The 18,427-nt window shown below is 42.1% G+C and carries 17 protein-coding genes; 7 read left to right on the forward strand and 10 right to left on the reverse strand.

Going from position 1 to position 18,427, the window contains the following annotated elements:
* Positions 1-15 precede the first annotated feature (15 nt).
* The 5 genes from murC (at position 16) to lpxC (ending at position 6,183) form a co-directional block, all read left to right on the forward strand.
* A complete protein-coding gene (gene murC / locus C9J45_RS08805; protein WP_107246330.1) occupies positions 16-1,479 on the forward strand; it encodes a UDP-N-acetylmuramate--L-alanine ligase in 1,464 nt (487 codons plus the stop codon).
* Between the two features lie 273 nt (positions 1,480-1,752).
* The gene (locus C9J45_RS08810; RefSeq protein WP_107206555.1) at positions 1,753-2,538 is read left to right on the forward strand and encodes a cell division protein FtsQ/DivIB; all 786 of its coding nucleotides are present in this window, start codon (positions 1,753-1,755) and stop codon (positions 2,536-2,538) included.
* A gap of 12 nt (positions 2,539-2,550) precedes the next feature.
* Entirely contained in the window at positions 2,551-3,807 is a 1,257-nt protein-coding gene (gene ftsA, locus C9J45_RS08815) for a cell division protein FtsA (RefSeq protein ID WP_005371239.1), read from the forward strand.
* 32 nt (positions 3,808-3,839) lie between these two features.
* Entirely contained in the window at positions 3,840-4,982 is a 1,143-nt protein-coding gene (gene ftsZ / locus C9J45_RS08820) for a cell division protein FtsZ (protein WP_005371240.1), read from the forward strand.
* Between the two features lie 283 nt (positions 4,983-5,265).
* Complete coding sequence (lpxC, locus tag C9J45_RS08825) at positions 5,266-6,183, forward strand: UDP-3-O-acyl-N-acetylglucosamine deacetylase (RefSeq protein WP_005371241.1); 918 nt, start codon at positions 5,266-5,268, stop codon at positions 6,181-6,183.
* Positions 6,184-6,253: 70 nt separating this feature from the next.
* On the opposite strand, the gene C9J45_RS08830 is transcribed toward lpxC, so the two are convergent.
* Positions 6,254-6,712 (reverse strand): DUF721 domain-containing protein, encoded by a 459-nt coding sequence (locus C9J45_RS08830; protein ID WP_199188055.1) that lies wholly within the window; start codon positions 6,710-6,712, stop codon positions 6,254-6,256.
* Positions 6,713-7,141: 429 nt separating this feature from the next.
* Between C9J45_RS08830 and secA the strand changes: the two genes are divergently transcribed.
* The gene (secA, locus tag C9J45_RS08835; RefSeq protein ID WP_107206557.1) at positions 7,142-9,874 is read left to right on the forward strand and encodes a preprotein translocase subunit SecA; all 2,733 of its coding nucleotides are present in this window, start codon (positions 7,142-7,144) and stop codon (positions 9,872-9,874) included.
* Between the two features lie 106 nt (positions 9,875-9,980).
* Here the strand turns inward: secA and mutT are convergent, their stop codons facing one another.
* From mutT to nadC, 9 genes are all read right to left on the reverse strand, one after another.
* Entirely contained in the window at positions 9,981-10,385 is a 405-nt protein-coding gene (gene mutT, locus C9J45_RS08840; RefSeq protein WP_107246333.1) for an 8-oxo-dGTP diphosphatase MutT, read from the reverse strand.
* A gap of 4 nt (positions 10,386-10,389) precedes the next feature.
* Complete coding sequence (gene yacG / locus C9J45_RS08845) at positions 10,390-10,605, reverse strand: DNA gyrase inhibitor YacG (RefSeq protein WP_107206559.1); 216 nt, start codon at positions 10,603-10,605, stop codon at positions 10,390-10,392.
* A 7-nt stretch (positions 10,606-10,612) separates the two neighbouring features.
* Positions 10,613-11,359, reverse strand: coding sequence for a cell division protein ZapD (gene zapD / locus C9J45_RS08850; protein ID WP_369917495.1), 747 nt, complete (start codon positions 11,357-11,359; stop codon positions 10,613-10,615).
* Between the two features lie 64 nt (positions 11,360-11,423).
* Positions 11,424-12,029 carry a dephospho-CoA kinase gene (coaE, locus tag C9J45_RS08855; protein WP_107292438.1) on the reverse strand — a complete coding sequence of 202 codons (606 nt, stop codon included), beginning with the start codon at positions 12,027-12,029 and terminating at the stop codon, positions 11,424-11,426.
* Positions 12,030-12,032: 3 nt separating this feature from the next.
* Positions 12,033-12,902, reverse strand: a complete 870-nt coding sequence (locus C9J45_RS08860; protein WP_107292439.1) for an A24 family peptidase — start codon at positions 12,900-12,902, stop codon at positions 12,033-12,035.
* A 117-nt stretch (positions 12,903-13,019) separates the two neighbouring features.
* A complete protein-coding gene (locus C9J45_RS08865) occupies positions 13,020-14,243 on the reverse strand; it encodes a type II secretion system F family protein (RefSeq protein WP_107292440.1) in 1,224 nt (407 codons plus the stop codon).
* Between the two features lie 43 nt (positions 14,244-14,286).
* Positions 14,287-15,972: a type IV-A pilus assembly ATPase PilB gene (gene pilB / locus C9J45_RS08870; protein ID WP_107292441.1), complete on the reverse strand. Its 1,686-nt coding sequence runs from the start codon at positions 15,970-15,972 to the stop codon at positions 14,287-14,289.
* A gap of 6 nt (positions 15,973-15,978) precedes the next feature.
* Positions 15,979-16,419, reverse strand: a complete 441-nt coding sequence (locus C9J45_RS08875; RefSeq protein ID WP_107292442.1) for a pilin — start codon at positions 16,417-16,419, stop codon at positions 15,979-15,981.
* Between the two features lie 319 nt (positions 16,420-16,738).
* Positions 16,739-17,626 carry a carboxylating nicotinate-nucleotide diphosphorylase gene (gene nadC / locus C9J45_RS08880; RefSeq protein ID WP_107292443.1) on the reverse strand — a complete coding sequence of 296 codons (888 nt, stop codon included), beginning with the start codon at positions 17,624-17,626 and terminating at the stop codon, positions 16,739-16,741.
* 250 nt (positions 17,627-17,876) lie between these two features.
* Here nadC and ampD point away from each other — a divergent pair, with 250 nt between their 5' ends.
* On the forward strand, positions 17,877-18,422 hold the full coding sequence (gene ampD / locus C9J45_RS08885; protein WP_107206566.1) for a 1,6-anhydro-N-acetylmuramyl-L-alanine amidase AmpD: 546 nt from the start codon (positions 17,877-17,879) through the stop codon (positions 18,420-18,422).
* Positions 18,423-18,427 lie beyond the last annotated feature (5 nt).

The raw sequence follows: 18,427 nt of genomic DNA on the forward strand, positions 1-18,427 counted from the left end.
TACGGGAACAAAGTGATGAATAAACTGGATAACCAGCAATTAGCAAAAATTCGTACAATGGTGCCAGAGATGCGCCGTGTTGAGCGAATTCACTTTGTTGGCATTGGTGGTGCAGGTATGAGCGGTATTGCTGAAGTACTTGTAAACGAAGGCTACCGTATTAGTGGTTCTGACATTGCGCCGAATGCTGTAACAAACCGTTTGACAGCGAAAGGTGCAGAGATCTTTTTTGGTCATTCAGCTGAAAATATTCAAGGTGCTAGCGTTGTTGTTGCTTCTACGGCAATTAGCAAAGAAAACCCTGAGCTGATGGCGGCGACTGAATTGCGAATTCCTGTTGTACGCCGTGCTGAAATGTTAGCAGAACTAATGCGCTATCGTCATGGTATCGCTATTGCTGGTACGCACGGTAAGACAACAACGACAGCATTAACGACACAGATTTATTCTGAAGCTGGCTTAGATCCAACGTTTGTTAATGGTGGCTTAGTAAAAAGTGCAGGTACTAATGCACGTTTAGGTTGCAGTCGTTATTTAATCGCAGAAGCAGATGAAAGTGATGCCTCTTTCTTGCATCTTCAACCTATGGTGTGTGTGGTCACTAACATTGAAGCTGATCATATGGATACTTATGGCGGCGATTTTGAAGTATTAAAGCAAACCTTCATTGATTTCCTACATAACCTACCATTTTACGGGTTGGCGGTAATGTGTATTGATGATCCTGTGGTACGTGAATTACTGCCGCGTGTGGGTCGTCCAATGCTAACTTATGGTTTTGCAGAAGACGCAGGTGTTCGCATTACAAATTATACGCAAACAGGACAGCAAGGTCATTTCACTGTATTACGCAAAGATAAACCAGCGCTTAACATTACCTTGAATATGCCTGGTAAACATAATGCTTTAAATGCAACGGCAGCGATTGCTGTTGCTACAGAAGAAGGCGTTGATGATGATGCTATCATGCGCGCGTTAATTGAGTTTGAGGGGACGGGTCGACGTTTTGATCATTTAGGGGAGTTTGAAACGGGCAATGGTAACGTAATGCTGGTGGATGATTATGGTCATCACCCAAGCGAAGTGGATGTAACGATTCAAGCTGCACGTGCTGGGTGGGCGGATAAACGCTTAGTGATGATTTTCCAGCCTCACCGTTATAGTCGTACTCGTGATCTCTATGATGATTTTGCAAACGTCCTCGATCAAGTGGATGTATTAGTGATGCTTGATGTTTATTCTGCTGGTGAAGCACCTATTGCTGGAGCTGATGGTCGAGCGTTATGTCGTACTATTCGCTCTCGTGGCAAAATTGATCCTATTTTCGTACCTGAAGCCGAAGAGTTGCCAGCCATTCTTGCAAATATTATTCAAAATGATGATTTAGTTTTGACACAAGGTGCAGGTGATGTCGGCAAAATAGCGCGTCAGCTAGCAGAAATGAAGTTGAATATCGAGACGATGAAAAAAGACGTATAAATTAGTATATGGCAACATGTATACGTCGAAAATGATAATAGCTGGCTATAGATTGTGTAGACAATAGCCAGTTATTTTGTTTTTTTCGATATTTTGGTAGATATATACAAAATTATTCTCAGGTTGTGTACATAAAACGCCTCATGAGTGTTGGAGTGGGTCGAGTTGCTCGGTATAATCGTTTAACTTTGCTTATAACATCTGAGATAGCTGTCAGCTAATTTATACCTATATGGTAAGGTGAAGCTGAATGAGTAAAGCGAAGAGTAAACAATGACTGAAGAAGTCGTAGACCAAGAGTATATACACCCATCGCCAAAAAAGTGGTCGCGCTGGGGTGGATTGGCGTTTTTCCTCTTTGTCATTGGTTTTACGGTTTGGTTATTCAGTGCAACAAAAAGCTGGATGACAGATACTAACCGACTGCCCTTGTCACAATTAGTGATTCAAGGACAATTGCATTATCTAACCAAAGACAATGTACGCCAGACGATATTAACAATTGATCATCTTGGTACTTTCATGACCCAAGATGTTAATACTATTCAGGCTCATGTAGAGGCACTGCCGTGGGTTGCTCATGCTGCAGTACGAAAACAATGGCCTGATACGATCAAAGTTTTCATTGTAGAAAACCAACCAGTAGCGCAATGGGATCATAAATATTTGGTTAATAAAGAGGGCCAAGTATTTAAAGCGCCTGCTGAGCAAGTTGCAGATTTAAACCTTACTAACCTCTCTGGCCCTGAGGCTAGCAGTGAAGAAGTATTAGCTGCATTGCGAGAAATGCGTCCCTTACTGAAGAACGCTGGCTTAAGTATCGCGTCGTTATCATTAAATGAACGTCGAGCTTGGCGAATCTTATTAGCCAATGGCATTACGCTTGACTTGGGCCGAGAGGCTCGAATGGAGCGTCTTAAGCGTTTTATCGAAATTTATCCAGAATTAGTAAAACTGAATAAACCGATAAAATATGTGGATTTGCGTTATGATACTGGCGCAGCTGTGGGTTGGAAAACAATACCGGAACATGATGCTCATGTATCGGATACCAAATAAGAGCGTGTGTTAATGACTAAGGCTGCAGATCAAAAACTTATCGTAGGTCTTGATATCGGCACATCCGAAGTTACGGCTTTGGTTGGGGAAGTGCTGCCCGATAACACGGTGAATGTTATCGGAATGGGAAGCAGTCCGTCACGCGGAATGGACAAAGGCGGGGTCAATGACCTTGAATCTGTTGTTAAATCAGTACAACGAGCCGTTGATAAAGCTGAATTAATGGCTGAATGCCAAATCAGTTCCGTGTACTTGTCGTTATCAGGTAAACATATTAGTTGCCAAACAGAAAAAGGCATGGTGCCAATTTCTGAAAAAGAAGTGACACAAGACGACGTCGATAATGTTATTCATACGGCGAAGTCAGTAAAATTAAGCGATGAACAACGAACTTTACATGTAATTCCTCAGGAGTTTGCTATTGATTATCAAGAGGGGATTAAAAACCCTGTTGGTTTATCAGGAGTTCGTATGGAAGCCAGTGTTCATTTGATCACGTGTCACAATGACATGGCGAAAAACATCGTTAAAGCAGTAGAGCGTTGTGACTTGAAAGTTGATCATCTGATTTTTTCAGGATTAGCATCAAGCTATGCTGTACTGACACCGGATGAGCGAGAGCTCGGCGTATGTGTTGTCGATATCGGCGGCGGTACGATGGATCTTGCTATTTGGTCTGGTGGTGCATTACGACATGCGGCAGTAATTCCGTATGCGGGTAATGTAGTAACCAGTGATATTGCTTATGCATTTGGTACACCGCCGGGTGACGCTGAAGATATTAAAGTGAAATACGGCTGTGCGCTGAGTGAATTGGTGAGTAAAGATGCTAAGGTTGATGTCCCAAGTGTTGGAGGTCGACCATCTCGTAGCTTACAAAGCCAAACACTAGCAGAAGTGATAGAGCCTCGTTACAGCGAATTGCTGGGGCTGGTTAATCAAAAGCTGTTAACAGTACAAGAACAGTTGCGTGAAGCGGGTGTTAAACACCACTTAGCTGCGGGCATCGTCCTAACCGGGGGCGCTGCACAAATGGAAGGTTTGACAGAATGTGCAGAACGGGTGTTCCGTCACCAAGTGCGTATTGGCCAACCTTTAGAGTTAAGTGGTTTAACTGACTATGTTCAGGCCCCAACTTATGCAACTGCAGTAGGCTTACTGCATTACGGAAAGGACAGTCAATCATTTGATGAAAATGAATTAGAACCGAAACGTTCAGTTACTGGTTTATTTTCACGAATTAGTGGTTGGTTAAAAAAAGAATTTTAAACCTGATGCGAACAGGATAACGGAGAGAACACATGTTTGAACCGATGATGGAAATGTCTGATGAAGCGGTAATTAAGGTCATTGGCGTTGGCGGCGGCGGCGGTAATGCTGTCGATCACATGGTACGTGAATCTATCGAAGGCGTGCAGTTCATTAGTGTTAACACTGATGCACAAGCACTACGTAAAACAAGCGTAAGTACAGTTATTCAAATCGGTGGTGATATCACTAAAGGTTTGGGTGCGGGTGCTAACCCACAAGTAGGTCGTGATTCTGCACTAGAAGACCGTGAAGCAATCAAAAAAGAGCTAGAAGGCTCTGATATGATCTTCATTGCTGCTGGTATGGGTGGTGGTACTGGTACAGGTGCTGCTCCAATCATTGCTGAAGTGGCAAAAGAGCTAGGTATTCTTACTGTTGCGGTGGTGACTAAACCATTTAGCTTCGAAGGTAAGAAGCGTATGGCTTTTGCTGAGCAAGGTATCGATGAGCTTTCTAAGCATGTTGATTCATTGATTACGATTCCAAACGAAAAGCTACTAAAAGTACTTGGTCGTGGAATCACATTGCTTGACGCTTTTGCTAAAGCAAACGACGTGCTTAAGAACGCTGTTCAAGGTATTGCTGAGCTAATCACACGCCCTGGTATGATCAACGTCGACTTTGCTGACGTACGTACAGTAATGTCTGAAATGGGTCATGCGATGATGGGTAGCGGTGTTGCTTCTGGCGACGACCGTGCTGAAGAAGCGGCTGAAATGGCAATTTCTAGTCCATTACTAGAAGATATCGATCTAGCTGGTGCACGTGGTGTTCTTGTTAACATCACTGCAGGTATGGACATGCGTCTAGACGAATTCGAAACTGTGGGTAACACAGTGAAAGCATTCGCTTCTGATAACGCAACGGTTGTTATCGGTACATCTTTAGATCCAGATATGACTGATGAACTACGTGTAACAGTTGTTGCTACAGGTATTGGTAAAGAAGTGAAAGCGGATATTACGCTAGTGACTTCATCTAAGCCTGTTCAAGCGACAGTAGCACAAGAAAAAACAGTTGTTGCTGAAGAAAAGACAGTAACTAATAATGATGGTCAAGCGACGGCAGCTAAGCCACAAGCTGATCATGATTACTTAGATATTCCTGCATTTTTGCGTAAACAAGCTGACTAATATCTATAGTTAATAGGTGATGCTGATTGAGTATATAAAAACTCAATGAGACTAAATATATCGGTATTGAAATATTTGGTTTTATCGCAACATAATCAGTAACTTATTAGTGCCTTTAACGATTAGTTTAAAGGCACTCACTTAGCCTATGTCAAATTATTTTGGATATTTAGTAGCTTATGGTATTATTTATGCCCATTTCGCGTAATTGTGCCTGATAATGGGTGTTATTTAGCCTTGTTGCTTGTGACAAAAGTTTGTTTAACAGTTGAGATATGAGCAGATGATCAGACAACGTACACTTAAAAGCATTGTGCAAACGACTGGTGTGGGTCTCCACTCTGGACGTAAAGTGACGCTTATTCTGCGTCCTGCAGCCGCTAATACAGGCGTGATTTATCGTCGTACAGATTTAAATCCTCCTGTGGATTTTCCTGCAAATGCAGATTCTGTGCGTGATACCATGTTATGTACAGCTCTTGTAAATGAAGAGGGCGTGCGTATTTCAACGGTTGAGCACTTGAATGCAGCACTAGCAGGTATGGGTATCGATAACGTGATTATCGAAGTTAACGCACCTGAAATTCCTATTATGGATGGTAGCGCGAGCCCATTTATCTACCTGCTTCAATCTGCAGGCATTGAAACGTTGAATGCGCCTAAGCGTTTTTTACGTATCAAAAAACCTGTTCGCATTGAAGATGGCGACAAATGGGCGGAGCTCGTTCCTTATAACGGTTTCCGTCTGGATTTTGCTATCGAGTTTAACCACCCTGCGATTGAATCAGATCAGCAGCGTCTAGTGTTAGATTTTTCAAGTAAGTCTTTTGTTAAAAATATCAGTCGCGCTCGAACCTTTGGTTTCATGCGTGATATCGAATACTTACAATCACAAAACTTATGTTTAGGTGGTAGTTTCGATAACGCTATTGTACTGGATGATTATCGTATTCTTAATGATGATGGTTTGCGTTTTGACAATGAGTTAGTGACTCATAAAGTATTGGATGCCATTGGTGATCTCTACATGTGTGGTCATAACATTATTGGTGAAATGCGTGCTTATAAATCAGGACATGCATTAAACAACCAGTTATTACGTGCAGTACTTGCTGATCAAGAAGCCTATGAATGGTCCACTTTTGAAGATGAGCAGCAGGTACCGGTTACTTTTGCTCAACCAGGAATGGTTCTTGCTTAATACCAAATGCGAAAAGAATTAAAAAACGCCGAGCAGTTGCTCGGCGTTTTTGTATCTGGTTTTATTTACACTAACGTTTTTGTTTTTGTGCTAATAAAGCAAGGCGTTCTAAGCGTTTTTTTACTTTTTCTGGCGCGGTTGCGGCCGTTGCTAAGAGGTGCTGAGCAGCAACTTCTGTGATGGGCTTTTGTATAATATCGGGTATTTTTTCTTGTTGCTGCTTCTGTACTGCAGCAAGAGAAGGGTTCACTTTTATTTCAATATCTTGCAACTTAGGCAATAGCGTTTCTCGTAACTTCATCATCAAAGTGTGGCGTTCGTAATTAAGACGCATCGACCAAGCTGCAGATTCAGTTTCTACAATTAAAATACCTTGACGATAATTACTCACACGGCAATGTTCAGCACAATTGATATGCTGCTTTACCGCGGTATTTAACTGGCTTAATGCGATAGCTCGTTGTTGAATATTATTAAGCCCAGTTTGCTCTAAAAGATCCCCGGTAGTTTGGGGACGGTGATCTCTCATCGTCTGTGATCCTAAGTAATGATGTTGCTCAAAGTTGAAAAATTGCGGATATGATCCTAATTTTGCGAATATAAAAAGTGTTAAGCCTGCTTTTCTCATAGGCGATGACACTAATATGACTTATTATATCACTCATATAGGTTAATATATCTTGAAAGATGTACCTGCAAGTGTTGTTACTGCCAGCGTTGTATTTAAGCGTTAAATTGCCATCTCGTTTTATTTGGTGATGGTTATTGATGAAGCCCCCTTGAAAAGTGGTTTTCATGACGCAATATTAGTATGACACAGTTTCAGGATTATCCTCTTAGTCACCATTGTGGCGATTCTAGTGGGACAGGGATTGCTTACGGTCCCCCAGAGAATGAAACCAGATTAAGCGATTCAGCAATAGATACGCTGATATAACAAAGAGAAAACGGCATCGCCATGTTATCAAAACTACTGACTAAAGTTATCGGTAGCCGTAACGACCGCACTCTGCGTCGTATGCGCAAAATTGTTGATCAAATCAATAAGCTAGAGCCTCAATTTGAAAGCCTACAAGATCATGAGCTGAAAGCAAAAACAGCTGAATTTCGTGAGCGTTTAGAGCAAGGTGAAACGCTAGATCAACTACTACCAGAAGCCTTCGCGACCGTTCGTGAAGCATCCAAGCGTATTTACGGTATGCGCCACTTCGATGTCCAGCTGCTTGGCGGTATGGTATTGAATGATTGTAAAATTGCAGAAATGCGTACCGGTGAAGGTAAAACTCTGACAGCAACTCTTCCTTCATACTTAAATGCTTTAACAGGTAAAGGCGTTCATATCGTAACCGTGAACGATTACCTAGCAGCACGTGATGCCGAAACTAACCGTGAGTTATTTGAATTCCTAGGCATGACTGTAGGTGTAAATGTTCCTAATATGTCACCACCGGCAAAAAAAGAAGCGTATGCCGCAGATGTCCTTTATGGAACAAATAACGAATTTGGCTTTGACTACTTGCGCGATAATATGGCATTCCGTCCAGAAGATCGTGTTCAACGCGAACGTTTCTTCGCAGTAGTCGATGAAGTTGACTCCATCTTAATCGATGAAGCACGTACTCCGCTTATCATTTCAGGTCCTGCTGAAGACAGCTCTGAAATGTACATTAAGATCAATGAATTAATTCCTTTACTAGTTCGTCAAGATAAAGAAGATAGTGAAGAGTACCGTGGTGAAGGTCACTACACAGTCGATGAAAAATCGAAGCAAGCTTATTTAACTGAAAATGGTCAGGAGTTTGTTGAAGAGCTATTGATTAAAAATGGCTTAATGGCAGAGCACGATACCTTGTACTCTCCAGCAAACATTAGCTTGTTGCACCACGTAAATGCGGGTTTACGTGCACACGTACTCTTTGAAAAAGACGTTGATTACATCGTTCAAGATGACGAAGTGATCATCGTTGATGAACACACTGGTCGTACCATGCCGGGTCGTCGCTGGTCAGAAGGTCTTCACCAAGCAGTTGAAGCGAAAGAAGGCGTGAAGATCCAAAACGAGAACCAAACGTTAGCATCGATTACTTTCCAGAACTACTTCCGTTTATACGATAAGCTTTCTGGTATGACAGGTACGGCTGATACTGAAGCGTTTGAATTCCAGTCTATCTACGGTCTAGATACGGTTGTACTTCCTACTAACCGTCCAATGGCGCGTATCGATAACGGTGACTTGGTTTACATGACAGAAACTGAAAAGTTTGCTGCAATTAGCCAAGATATCAAAGAGCGTGTACAAAACGGTCAGCCTTGTTTGGTGGGTACGGTATCGATTGAAAAATCAGAGTTACTGTCTAATGCGCTTAAGAAAGAAGGCATTAAACATAACGTACTAAACGCAAAATTCCACGAAAAAGAAGCGGATATTATCGCAGAAGCGGGTGCGCCGGGTGCGGTAACTATTGCAACTAACATGGCCGGTCGTGGTACCGATATCATGCTGGGTGGTTCGTGGAAGACTGATGTTGAAAAACTCGATAATCCAACTGATGATCAAATCGCGAAGATCAAAACCAAATGGCAAGAAAAACATGATGCAGTCTTAGCGTCAGGTGGCTTGCACATCATTGGTACTGAGCGTCACGAATCTCGTCGTATCGATAACCAGCTACGTGGTCGTGCGGGTCGTCAGGGGGATGCAGGTTCTTCTCGTTTCTACTTATCTATGGAAGATGGCTTAATGCGTATCTTCGCTTCAGATCGTGTTTCAGGCATGATGAAGAAGTTAGGTATGGAGCAAGGCGAAGCGATTGAGCACCCTTGGGTATCAAAGGCTATCGAGAACGCGCAACGTAAAGTTGAAGGTCGTAACTTCGATATTCGTAAGCAGTTGCTTGAATTTGATGATGTTGCTAACGATCAGCGTAAAGTGGTTTACGAATTACGTGATGAATTAATGCATGCTGAAGATATCAGCGAAATGATTGAGCACAACCGTGAAGACGTGCTAAATGCATTAATGGATAGCTATATTCCACCACAATCGCTTGAAGAAATGTGGGATATCAAAGGGCTAGAAACTCGCCTGAAAGATGATTACGATCTTGAGTTACCAATTCAACACTGGCTTGATACCGAAGATAAACTTTACGAAGAAGCACTTCGTGAGCGCATTGTAGAAAAAGCGCTTGAAGTTTACCGTGAGAAAGAATCAGTTGTTGGTGCTGAAGTGCTACGTAACTTCGAGAAAACAGTGATGCTACAGAACCTTGATACGCTATGGAAAGAACACTTAGCGGCAATGGATCACTTGCGTCAAGGTATTCACTTACGTGGTTATGCACAGAAGAACCCTAAGCAGGAATACAAGCGTGAATCGTTTGAACTGTTTGAAGAAATGCTAGATAACTTGAAGAGTGATGTTGTTTCTATCTTAAGTAAGGTACGTGTACAGCAGCAGGAAGAAGTTGATCGCATGGAAGAAGAGCGTCGTCAAATGGCAGAAATGCTAGCACGTCGTCAACAGTTCCAGCATCAAAGTGCAGAAAGCCAAATCACTGATGAGTCATCAGAAGAGCCTGAAGCTCAACAAGGTACTTACGAGCGTGAAGAGCGTAAAGTAGGTCGTAATGAGCCTTGTCCTTGTGGTTCTGGTAAGAAGTACAAGCAATGTCACGGTAAGATCAATTAAGATTGTTTTTATTGTAGATACTAAAAAAGTCGCTCTAGGGCGACTTTTTTATTGGCTGAAAATCAAGGCTAATGATGTAGATTCTAGTGGATCTTCAGCTAATTTATTAAGCGAAAGACTGCTGTATTTTATCGAGTACAGCTTGATTAGCATCAGGGAAAGGGTAATCAGCAAGTGCATTGATAGCGACCCACTCCCCCGGTTGACCTTCTTTACCAAAGGCTTCGCCATCAAATTGATGGATCAGAAAGAAATCAAACTTTAATGATTTATCTGAATAATCATGAGCAAGGCTAATAAAAGGTTCAACGTCAGTGGCATGAATACCGACTTCTTCTTGCAGTTCACGGATAACCGCTTGCTTTGCTGTTTCACCTGTTTCTACTTTTCCGCCAGCAAACTCCCATAAGCCACCTTGATGCGCTTTATCGGCACGGCGGGTAATGAAAATATGCTTTTTCTCTGTATCTAAAATAATGCCTGCCGCAATCCAAACTTGCTTTTTATCCATACTGTTAGTAACCCATATCGTCAGACCAGCCATCTGAATCTGATAGATCAGGTGCACCGGGAATAGATTTTTCTTCTTCCGCCCATTCGCCAAGATCGATCAATTGACAGCGTTTGCAGCAAAAAGGACGAAATGGACTCTGCTCACCCCAAACCACTTCAGTTTTACAGGTAGGACACTTTACGACAGTAATATTGGTATTGGTTGTTGATTGAGACACAAAAACCTCAGCAAATGGCTAATTTAAATTCAATATCGCTTGCGACAGGATCTCCTTCCACAAAGGGAGAGAAACGAATAGCAAAGCGACTACGATGTCCCGATATCATAGGATAAACGCCATCTTTAGCGCAAATTTCTAGCCGTAATAAACAGGCATCTTCAGCGTCATACTGGAAGAAGCCATTACGGGCATGATTGGTTTTATATTGTGCGCTTTCTCGGGTTAACTTCAACCAGAGATTGAGTGCTTCGTTAAGTTCTGAAAGCTCATGTAACCAGCTTTTCATTGCCTGTTGTTTGTGTTCATCGCTAAGGTGCAGCCAGTGATGTAATGACGGCAGATCAAAACAACAACTACCACCTGGAATCGAGAAACGTTGTTTTATACTGGAAAGAAAACGATCTTCTCGTAGATTCTGTCCTAGGCGAGGAGATGAAATTAACGCTTTATGGGCTTGCTCCATCGAATCGATCATTTGTTGCAGCGCATACTCGTCAACACCATCAATGTTTAACCAATTCATCAGTTGCTGACGTTGTTTCTCTATATCTTTGGCAAGATCGGTTTTAACTTGTACTTGGTCTAAGATCTCAAGCAAATCAAAAAGGGCATGGAAGAAGATTTTATATTGCCAAGGATCATTTTGGTTGCTGCTGTGATGCATTTGTTGCAAGAGATAATCAAGGCGTAAATAAATACGGACTTTTTCTGTCAAAGGGTGTTCATAGCGCGTCATTTGCGTAGCTTGCATAAAGGGAATACCAAACAGGAGCCAAGATCGTAATAAGAATTATCATAGTTAAGACGTCATTTTACTACAGCTCATGATCCATTTTGAGATATTGCCTGTGAAGTTGCGCGATTTGTAATGTTAATGCTGGACTATCACCAAAATTAGTAATGACATCATCTGCGGCATCCAACCGTTGTTGGCGCGTTGCTTGGCTCGCTAAGATATTTTTGATTTGCTCAATTGAGACATTATCACGTTGTTGTGTTCGTTCGATTTGGGTTTGCTCATCGACATCAACAACCAATAAACGATTGGTGAGGGTTTGTAGATTATTCTCAACCATCAATGGCACGACTAATAAACAATAGGGAGATTTGCTTAATTTAATATCATGGAGCATTTTTTCACGGATCAAAGGGTGAAGTAGCTCATTTAACCATTGCTTTAATTCAGGTTGACTAAAAATAGCCTCACGCAGTTTTGCCCGATTTAACGTACCATCTTTAAGTAAAATATCAGCACCAAGTTTTTCGATAATAGTGTTCAAACCGACGGTATTCGGCTCGACGACTTCACGTGCAACAATATCGGCATCAATAATATCAATGCCGTAGTTATCAGCAAATAAGTTAGCAACCGTGGTTTTACCGCTACCAATTCCGCCTGTTAGGCCAATGACAATACTCATTATCTACATTCCTAAGTACGAAGTAACATACCAATTCACAATAGGCTCGCCCCATAACAATGCAATCCAACCCGCAACCGCAAGGTAAGGGCCGAATGAGAACGGGGTTTGGTTATCGGCATCTTGCATTTTCAGTAATACAATACCGCACAGCGCGCCGACTAAAGATGAGAGTAACACTACAAACGGTAGTAATTGCCAGCCAAGCCATGCACCTAATGCGGCGAGCAATTTAAAGTCGCCATAGCCCATGCCATCTTTTTTAGTCAGTAACTTAAAGACCCAGAATACGCTCCACAGCGATAAGTAACCCGCAATTGCACCAATCACCGAATCAGTTAGTGATACAGGGCTAATACCCATTACAGAGAGCAAAATACCCGCCCACATTAGCGGTAAGGTAATTTGATCGGGCAGGAGCATTTTATCGATATCAATAAAGGTAAGCGCAATTAACGCGAAGGTGAAAAAGATCACCGCGATTGCCCACCATGTTGGTGGCAACATCAGTGATACGGTTAAGCTCAATGCTGCGGTCAGTAATTCAATTGCAGGATAGCGTTTACTAATAGGCGCTTTGCATTCTTTGCATTTTCCGCCTAAAGCAAGCCAGCTGATCACTGGAATATTCTCCAGCGCACTAATAGCGTGATTGCAGTGTGGGCAGCGTGAACGTGGCACACTTAAATTAAAGACCGAATCGTCTGGCTGGTTATCCATTTCAGGAAAACATTCTTGGCATTCTTTACGCCATTGACGCTCCATCATGATCGGCAAGCGGTAAATCACCACATTTAAAAAACTGCCGACTAACAGACCAAAAATAACGGCAAAAAGGGGATATAACCAAGGGTAATAGGAAAGTACTGCCATGTGAGGATCTCTTAAAAATTAGGCGGTTATTGTAAGGCAAACGGCTAGGTGTTCCTAGCCGATGATTATGGGAAATGAATACAGTGATTAACTTATAAGGTGGTTACTTAAATAGTCTTAACCGATAACACTCATCATTGTGAAAATTGGCATATACATAGCAACCAGTAAGCCACCAATTAAGCCACCCAAAATAATAATAATGAAAGGTTCTAAAATTTGCCCGAGGTTATCAACGGTATTATCAACATCGGCTTCATAGATTTGCGCCATTTTATTCAGCATGTCATCGAGTGAACCTGATTCTTCACCTATCATCACCATTTGCAGCATGAGCTCAGGAAAGACCCCTGATTGACGCAGAGCTAAATACAGTGGCATACCGCCAGCAGTACTTTCATAAACCTCTTCGATTGCCTTTTCGATATACAGGTTACCACAGGTTCTTCCTGCTGATTGAATGCCGGATAATAATGGAATACCTGCCATGAAAGTAGTGGCTAAGGTGCGGGAAAAACGAGCAATCGTTGCTTTTAATAACACATCGCCAAAGATAGGCAGTTTTAGGGCGAATTTATTGGCTTTATAACGAAAATCATCAGATTTTTTATAAAAATAACGGTAAAGGAAAACGGCTATTCCAACACCAGCCCCAAGATAGACGCCATAAGCGATAAGAAAATCTGAAGCATGAACAACTATCTGGGTAAATAGCGGCAATTCAGCACCAAAGCTTGAAAAAATTTGAGCAAACTGAGGAATAACAAAGACTAGCATTAATACAGTAACAAGCACCGCAGTTAATGTGACCATTGCAGGATAAATCATCGCCTTGATAACTTTTTTGCGCATCGCTTCATTTTTTTCACGGTATACAGCAATGCGCGCAAAGACTTGACCGAGGTGACCTGTTTGCTCTCCAGTGGCGACTAAATCACAGAAGAATTTATCAAATAGAGGCGAGCTTGATCGCATCGCACTAGAAAGCGAAGCACCAGATTCGACTTGGGTGGTAATTTGGAGCAAGGTAGCGCGCATTTCGGCTTTGTTATAACTGCTTGCCATTAGTTGTAGAGCTTGCACTACAGGCACGCCAGATTCGATCATGGTGGCAAGCTGACGAGTTACCGCAGTGACATCTTCCCCTTTCATTTGATCACGTATTTTGGTCAGAAAAGAGGGCGAGGTTTTCTTTATTTTTTTGACCACAATTTTTTGTTCAAGCAGTTGGTGACGCACTTCTTGTTCTTGAAAGCCTAAAGTGGTGCCTGAGACTTTACGTCCTGCTTGGTTGGTTCCCCGCCAGTTGTAATAACGAATTTTAGTGGCTGCTGTACTCATAAGCGGAATTCTCTATTAAACAATTAATACAAAGTAGGGAAGGTTATAATTGTAATACCCGTTGTAATTCGGCAAGACTGGTAATGCCATCGGTTAATTTTTCAATGCCGGATTCTTTAAGCCGTTTCATCCCTTGCTGGGCGGCAATATCTTCTAATTGTAGGGCGGTAGCATTGGTCATTAAGGCTTCGGCGATCTCGCGGCTAAACACCATCACTTCATAAATACCAACGCGGCCTGCGTAGCCTTTATTGCAATCATCGCACCCTGCGTTATTAGCTTTATACACACTGGAATTTTGCGGCAGGTTTAATCGCTGACAGGTAATTGGATCAAGCGGATGTGGCTGTTTACAGCTTTTACATAAGCGACGGGCAAGGCGCTGGGCGATGATTAAGCTCAGTGATGAAGCGAGGTTAAAATCTTCCACTCCCATATTGGTTAAACGGGTAATGGTTTCAGCGGCAGAGTTGGTATGTAGCGTAGATAATACCAAGTGCCCGGTCTGGGCGGCTTTTACTGCAATGGAGGCGGTTTCTAAATCACGAATTTCCCCTACCATTACAATGTCGGGATCTTGACGCAAAAATGAACGCAGGGCATCGGCAAAACTTAAACCGACTTGTTGATTAATTTGTACCTGGTTAATACCGGGTAAGTTAATTTCTACTGGATCTTCGGCAGTCGAAATATTGCGCTCTTCGGTATTTAAAATATTGAGCCCAGTATACAGCGAGACGGTTTTACCGCTACCTGTTGGACCGGTAATTAATATCATCCCTTGTGGGCGCTCAAGGGCAGTTAAATAATCGGATTTTTGTTTATCGTTATAGCCTAAAATATCAATATTAAGATTAGCGGCTGAGCTATCTAATATCCGTAGTACGACTTTCTCTCCCCATAGGGTGGGCAGGGTTGATACACGTAAATCAATCGCCAAATTATCAGAGAGTTTTAGCTTTATTCGTCCATCTTGTGGCTGACGACGCTCGGCAATATTGAGCTTCGACATTACCTTTAAGCGGGTCGATAAACGGCGCGATAAGCTTGATGGTGGGGTTAAGTGCTGATGCAAAATACCGTCACAGCGAAAGCGAATCCGGTAGTTATGTTCATAAGGTTCAAAATGAATATCGGAGGCTTTTCGGCGTACTGCATCTAATAATACTTGGTTGATATAACGGGTAACAGGGGCGCTGTCTTGACTTAAATCGGTGGCGTCATCGAGTTCGCCATCACTGATTTCAACCAGTTCCCCTAAATCGGCATCACTGACTTGTTTACTGTGGCTGGTTTCCCCAATATCGCTGCCGTAAACACGGCGAATGGCAGATTCTAATTGTTTGTTTTCTAATACTAGAAACTCAACGGTTTTACCGATTGCAAAACGAAATTCGTCTTGCGCATCCACATTAGTAGGGTCGCTGATACCTAAAAATAGGCTATTAGCATCTTGGGTTAATGGTAGGGCTCGGTGACGTAGCACTAATTCACGTTGGTAGACACTTTGACAACAGCCATCATAGTCATAGTGGTGAACATCGACTTTTTGTAGTCCAAATAAATTAGCGAGGTTATCAGCTAAATCTACATCACTAAGGATACCTAAACGGGTTAAGGCGGTCGGGACGTTAATCCCTTCCGCCGTCACAAACTCGATCACTTGTTGTTCTTGCTCTGGACTAATTAAGTTAGCCTGAGCCAAGATGGAAGCGAGGTTGGTTTGCATTTTAAATTATTGGCAGTTCTTAGCTACAAGAGAAGTATCAGTAATTGTTGTAGTACAATCCCAATCGCCATTATCGTCACGTGTTAATTTTAAAGTTTTACCTGTACCAAGAAGTTTACTTGCATTTGATGAGTAAGCATATGTAATAGTACCACCAGCGCCAGAAGCTCCTTGTGTTGGTGCAAGAGCTATAGTGCCAAGATCTGTCTTTGGAATTCCCAAGGTAGTATTTCCTCCACTAGTTGCTGCAAGAGTCGGGAATGTTCCATTTTCAGCAATAGCGCTTTCAATATTGGTTTTTAAAGCAGAAATAGTAGCTAACGACACTCCTGTTTGTGATTTTGCTACATATTTTTGATATTGTGGAATCGCAATTGCAGAAAGCACACCAATAACCGCCACCACGATCATCAATTCAATAAGTGTAAAACCCTGTTGTTTTTTCATTTCTCTGTCCTTAAGTAACAAAATAATAAATGAGTTAACTTCATAAATTCGCGAATGGAATTAAGTTCAGAATAGAGGCTTTATTGTTAGAGTGAATAACGAAAAAGGGATAGCTCGGCACGGGTGGTAAAAATAAATTGTGTGTTACAGAAGTTGCAAAGCTCAAAGCGAGTAACCGCTCGTAATTAGATTTGATTTTTATAAAATTCAGTAAGATGTGAAGTAGAAAGAGAAAAATCAGTGGTTATTTTTCTCTTTCTTTATAAATTAAGGTGTCAGTTAAATATTTTTGTCATAAAAAGTTGATAGTAGAGAAGCGCTATTTAAAACGCATCGATAAGTCCATCGCTTTAACGTGCTTAGTCAGTGCGCCAACGGAAATGTAATCCACCCCCGTTTCAGCACATTCACGGATATTGCTAAGGGTAATATCACCTGAGTTTTCTAATGCCACACGTCCAGCGTTAAAAGCGACGGCTTCACGCATCATGGCTAAGGTAAAGTTATCCAGCATCACAATATCAGCGCCGGCTTCAATGGCTTGTTTTAGCTCTGCCAGACTTTCTGTTTCTACTTCGACAGGTTTATTTGGATTAAGCTGTTTCGCTGTAGTGATGGCTTGCTCAATACCACCACAAGCAATGATGTGGTTCTCTTTTATAAGGTAGGCATCAAACACGCCAATACGGTGATTAAAGCCACCACCGCAAGTCACTGCATATTTTAATGCGCTACGCAGACAAGGAACAGTTTTACGGGTATCGAGTAGGCGAGTGTTGGTGCCTTCTAACTGCTTGACATATTCAGCAGTTAATGTCGCGCAACCGGATAGGGTTTGGATAAAGTTCATCGCGTTACGCTCGCCAGTAAGCAGCGCTCGTGACGGGCCAGATAGGGTACACAAGGTTTGATTAGGCTCAACCACATCACCATCTTCTACGTGCCAATCAATATTTACTTCACCACCGAGTTGCTTAAATACTTCATCAGCCCACATTTTTCCGCAAAATACGCCATGTTCGCGGGTAATGATGGTGGCAACGCCTTGGCTATCGGCAGGAATTAGATTGGCTGTAATATCGCGACTGGCATTAATCTCACCACCTAAATCTTCGCGAAGTGTATCGGCAACAGTACGGCTGATTTCGATTGGGAGAAGTTGTTTTAGGTAAGCGAGGCGGGCACTACTATCGTGTTTGTGTTCCATATCTGTCTTCTTGTATCCATTGCACGTTTAGCAGCAAAAGTGCTGCGAATGATGGCGCAAATCATACCGTGAGAAAGGAGTAGGATAAAGTGAATACGGGTTAATCGAATGTTAATCACCAAATATTTGGTTGTTTCTATCTATTACTGCGATAGGCAAAAGCGATGAGAGGAAATTGGCTTTTCAATATAAGCTAATGATACTTTACCTGCTAATTTGGTTTTAGTAACACGTAAATAGAAGATGGATTATGACGTTATTGATTAACGATGATCATTGGTTACAGACAGCAAGGCGTGTGCCATCCCCTTTTTGTGATAATAGACCTCATGACGAGATGTCATTGCTGGTGGTACATAATATAAGCTTACCACCGGGTAAATTTGGTGGTCCTTATATTGAGCAGCTGTTTACTGGGCAATTAAACCCTGCAGATGATCCGTATTTTGAAATTATTCATCAGTTTCGTGTTTCTGCTCACTGTTTGATACGCCGAGATGGTGAAATAGTGCAGTTTGTGCCTTTTAATCAGCGTGCTTGGCATGCGGGGGTATCAAAGTTTGATGATCGGGATAAGTGTAATGACTTTTCAATTGGCATCGAATTAGAAGGCACAGATCACCTGCCGTATACTTCTGAACAATATCAAATGCTGACAAAATTGACTCAATCTTTGATGAGCCGTTATCCCGCTATCACCCGAGAGCGTGTAACAGGGCATGAATTTATTGCCCCTGGACGAAAAACCGATCCTGGTTTATCGTTTGATTGGCGACGGTTTAAAAAACAGCTTTAAAAGGG

The sequence above is a fragment of the Photobacterium sp. GB-1 genome, assembly GCF_003026165.1.
Lineage (GTDB): Bacteria > Pseudomonadota > Gammaproteobacteria > Enterobacterales > Vibrionaceae > Photobacterium.

Coding starts and splice junctions, on each gene's coding strand:
- C9J45_RS08830 (WP_199188055.1), bottom strand. CDS start 6,712: ATGAGAGATCACCGTCCCCAAACTACCGGGGATCTTTTAGAGCAAACT.
- coaE (WP_107292438.1), bottom strand. CDS start 12,029: ATGAGTATTGTCATTGGCCTAACAGGCGGAATTGGTAGCGGTAAAACC.
- pilB (WP_107292441.1), bottom strand. CDS start 15,972: ATGCAAACCAACCTCGCTTCCATCTTGGCTCAGGCTAACTTAATTAGT.
- ftsZ (WP_005371240.1), top strand. CDS start 3,840: ATGTTTGAACCGATGATGGAAATGTCTGATGAAGCGGTAATTAAGGTC.
- C9J45_RS08865 (WP_107292440.1), bottom strand. CDS start 14,243: ATGAGTACAGCAGCCACTAAAATTCGTTATTACAACTGGCGGGGAACC.
- C9J45_RS08875 (WP_107292442.1), bottom strand. CDS start 16,419: ATGAAAAAACAACAGGGTTTTACACTTATTGAATTGATGATCGTGGTG.
- C9J45_RS08860 (WP_107292439.1), bottom strand. CDS start 12,902: ATGGCAGTACTTTCCTATTACCCTTGGTTATATCCCCTTTTTGCCGTT.
- murC (WP_107246330.1), top strand. CDS start 16: ATGAATAAACTGGATAACCAGCAATTAGCAAAAATTCGTACAATGGTG.
- ftsA (WP_005371239.1), top strand. CDS start 2,551: ATGACTAAGGCTGCAGATCAAAAACTTATCGTAGGTCTTGATATCGGC.
- secA (WP_107206557.1), top strand. CDS start 7,142: ATGTTATCAAAACTACTGACTAAAGTTATCGGTAGCCGTAACGACCGC.
- zapD (WP_369917495.1), bottom strand. CDS start 11,359: ATGCAAGCTACGCAAATGACGCGCTATGAACACCCTTTGACAGAAAAA.
- C9J45_RS08810 (WP_107206555.1), top strand. CDS start 1,753: ATGACTGAAGAAGTCGTAGACCAAGAGTATATACACCCATCGCCAAAA.
- nadC (WP_107292443.1), bottom strand. CDS start 17,626: ATGGAACACAAACACGATAGTAGTGCCCGCCTCGCTTACCTAAAACAA.
- ampD (WP_107206566.1), top strand. CDS start 17,877: ATGACGTTATTGATTAACGATGATCATTGGTTACAGACAGCAAGGCGT.
- lpxC (WP_005371241.1), top strand. CDS start 5,266: ATGATCAGACAACGTACACTTAAAAGCATTGTGCAAACGACTGGTGTG.
- mutT (WP_107246333.1), bottom strand. CDS start 10,385: ATGGATAAAAAGCAAGTTTGGATTGCGGCAGGCATTATTTTAGATACA.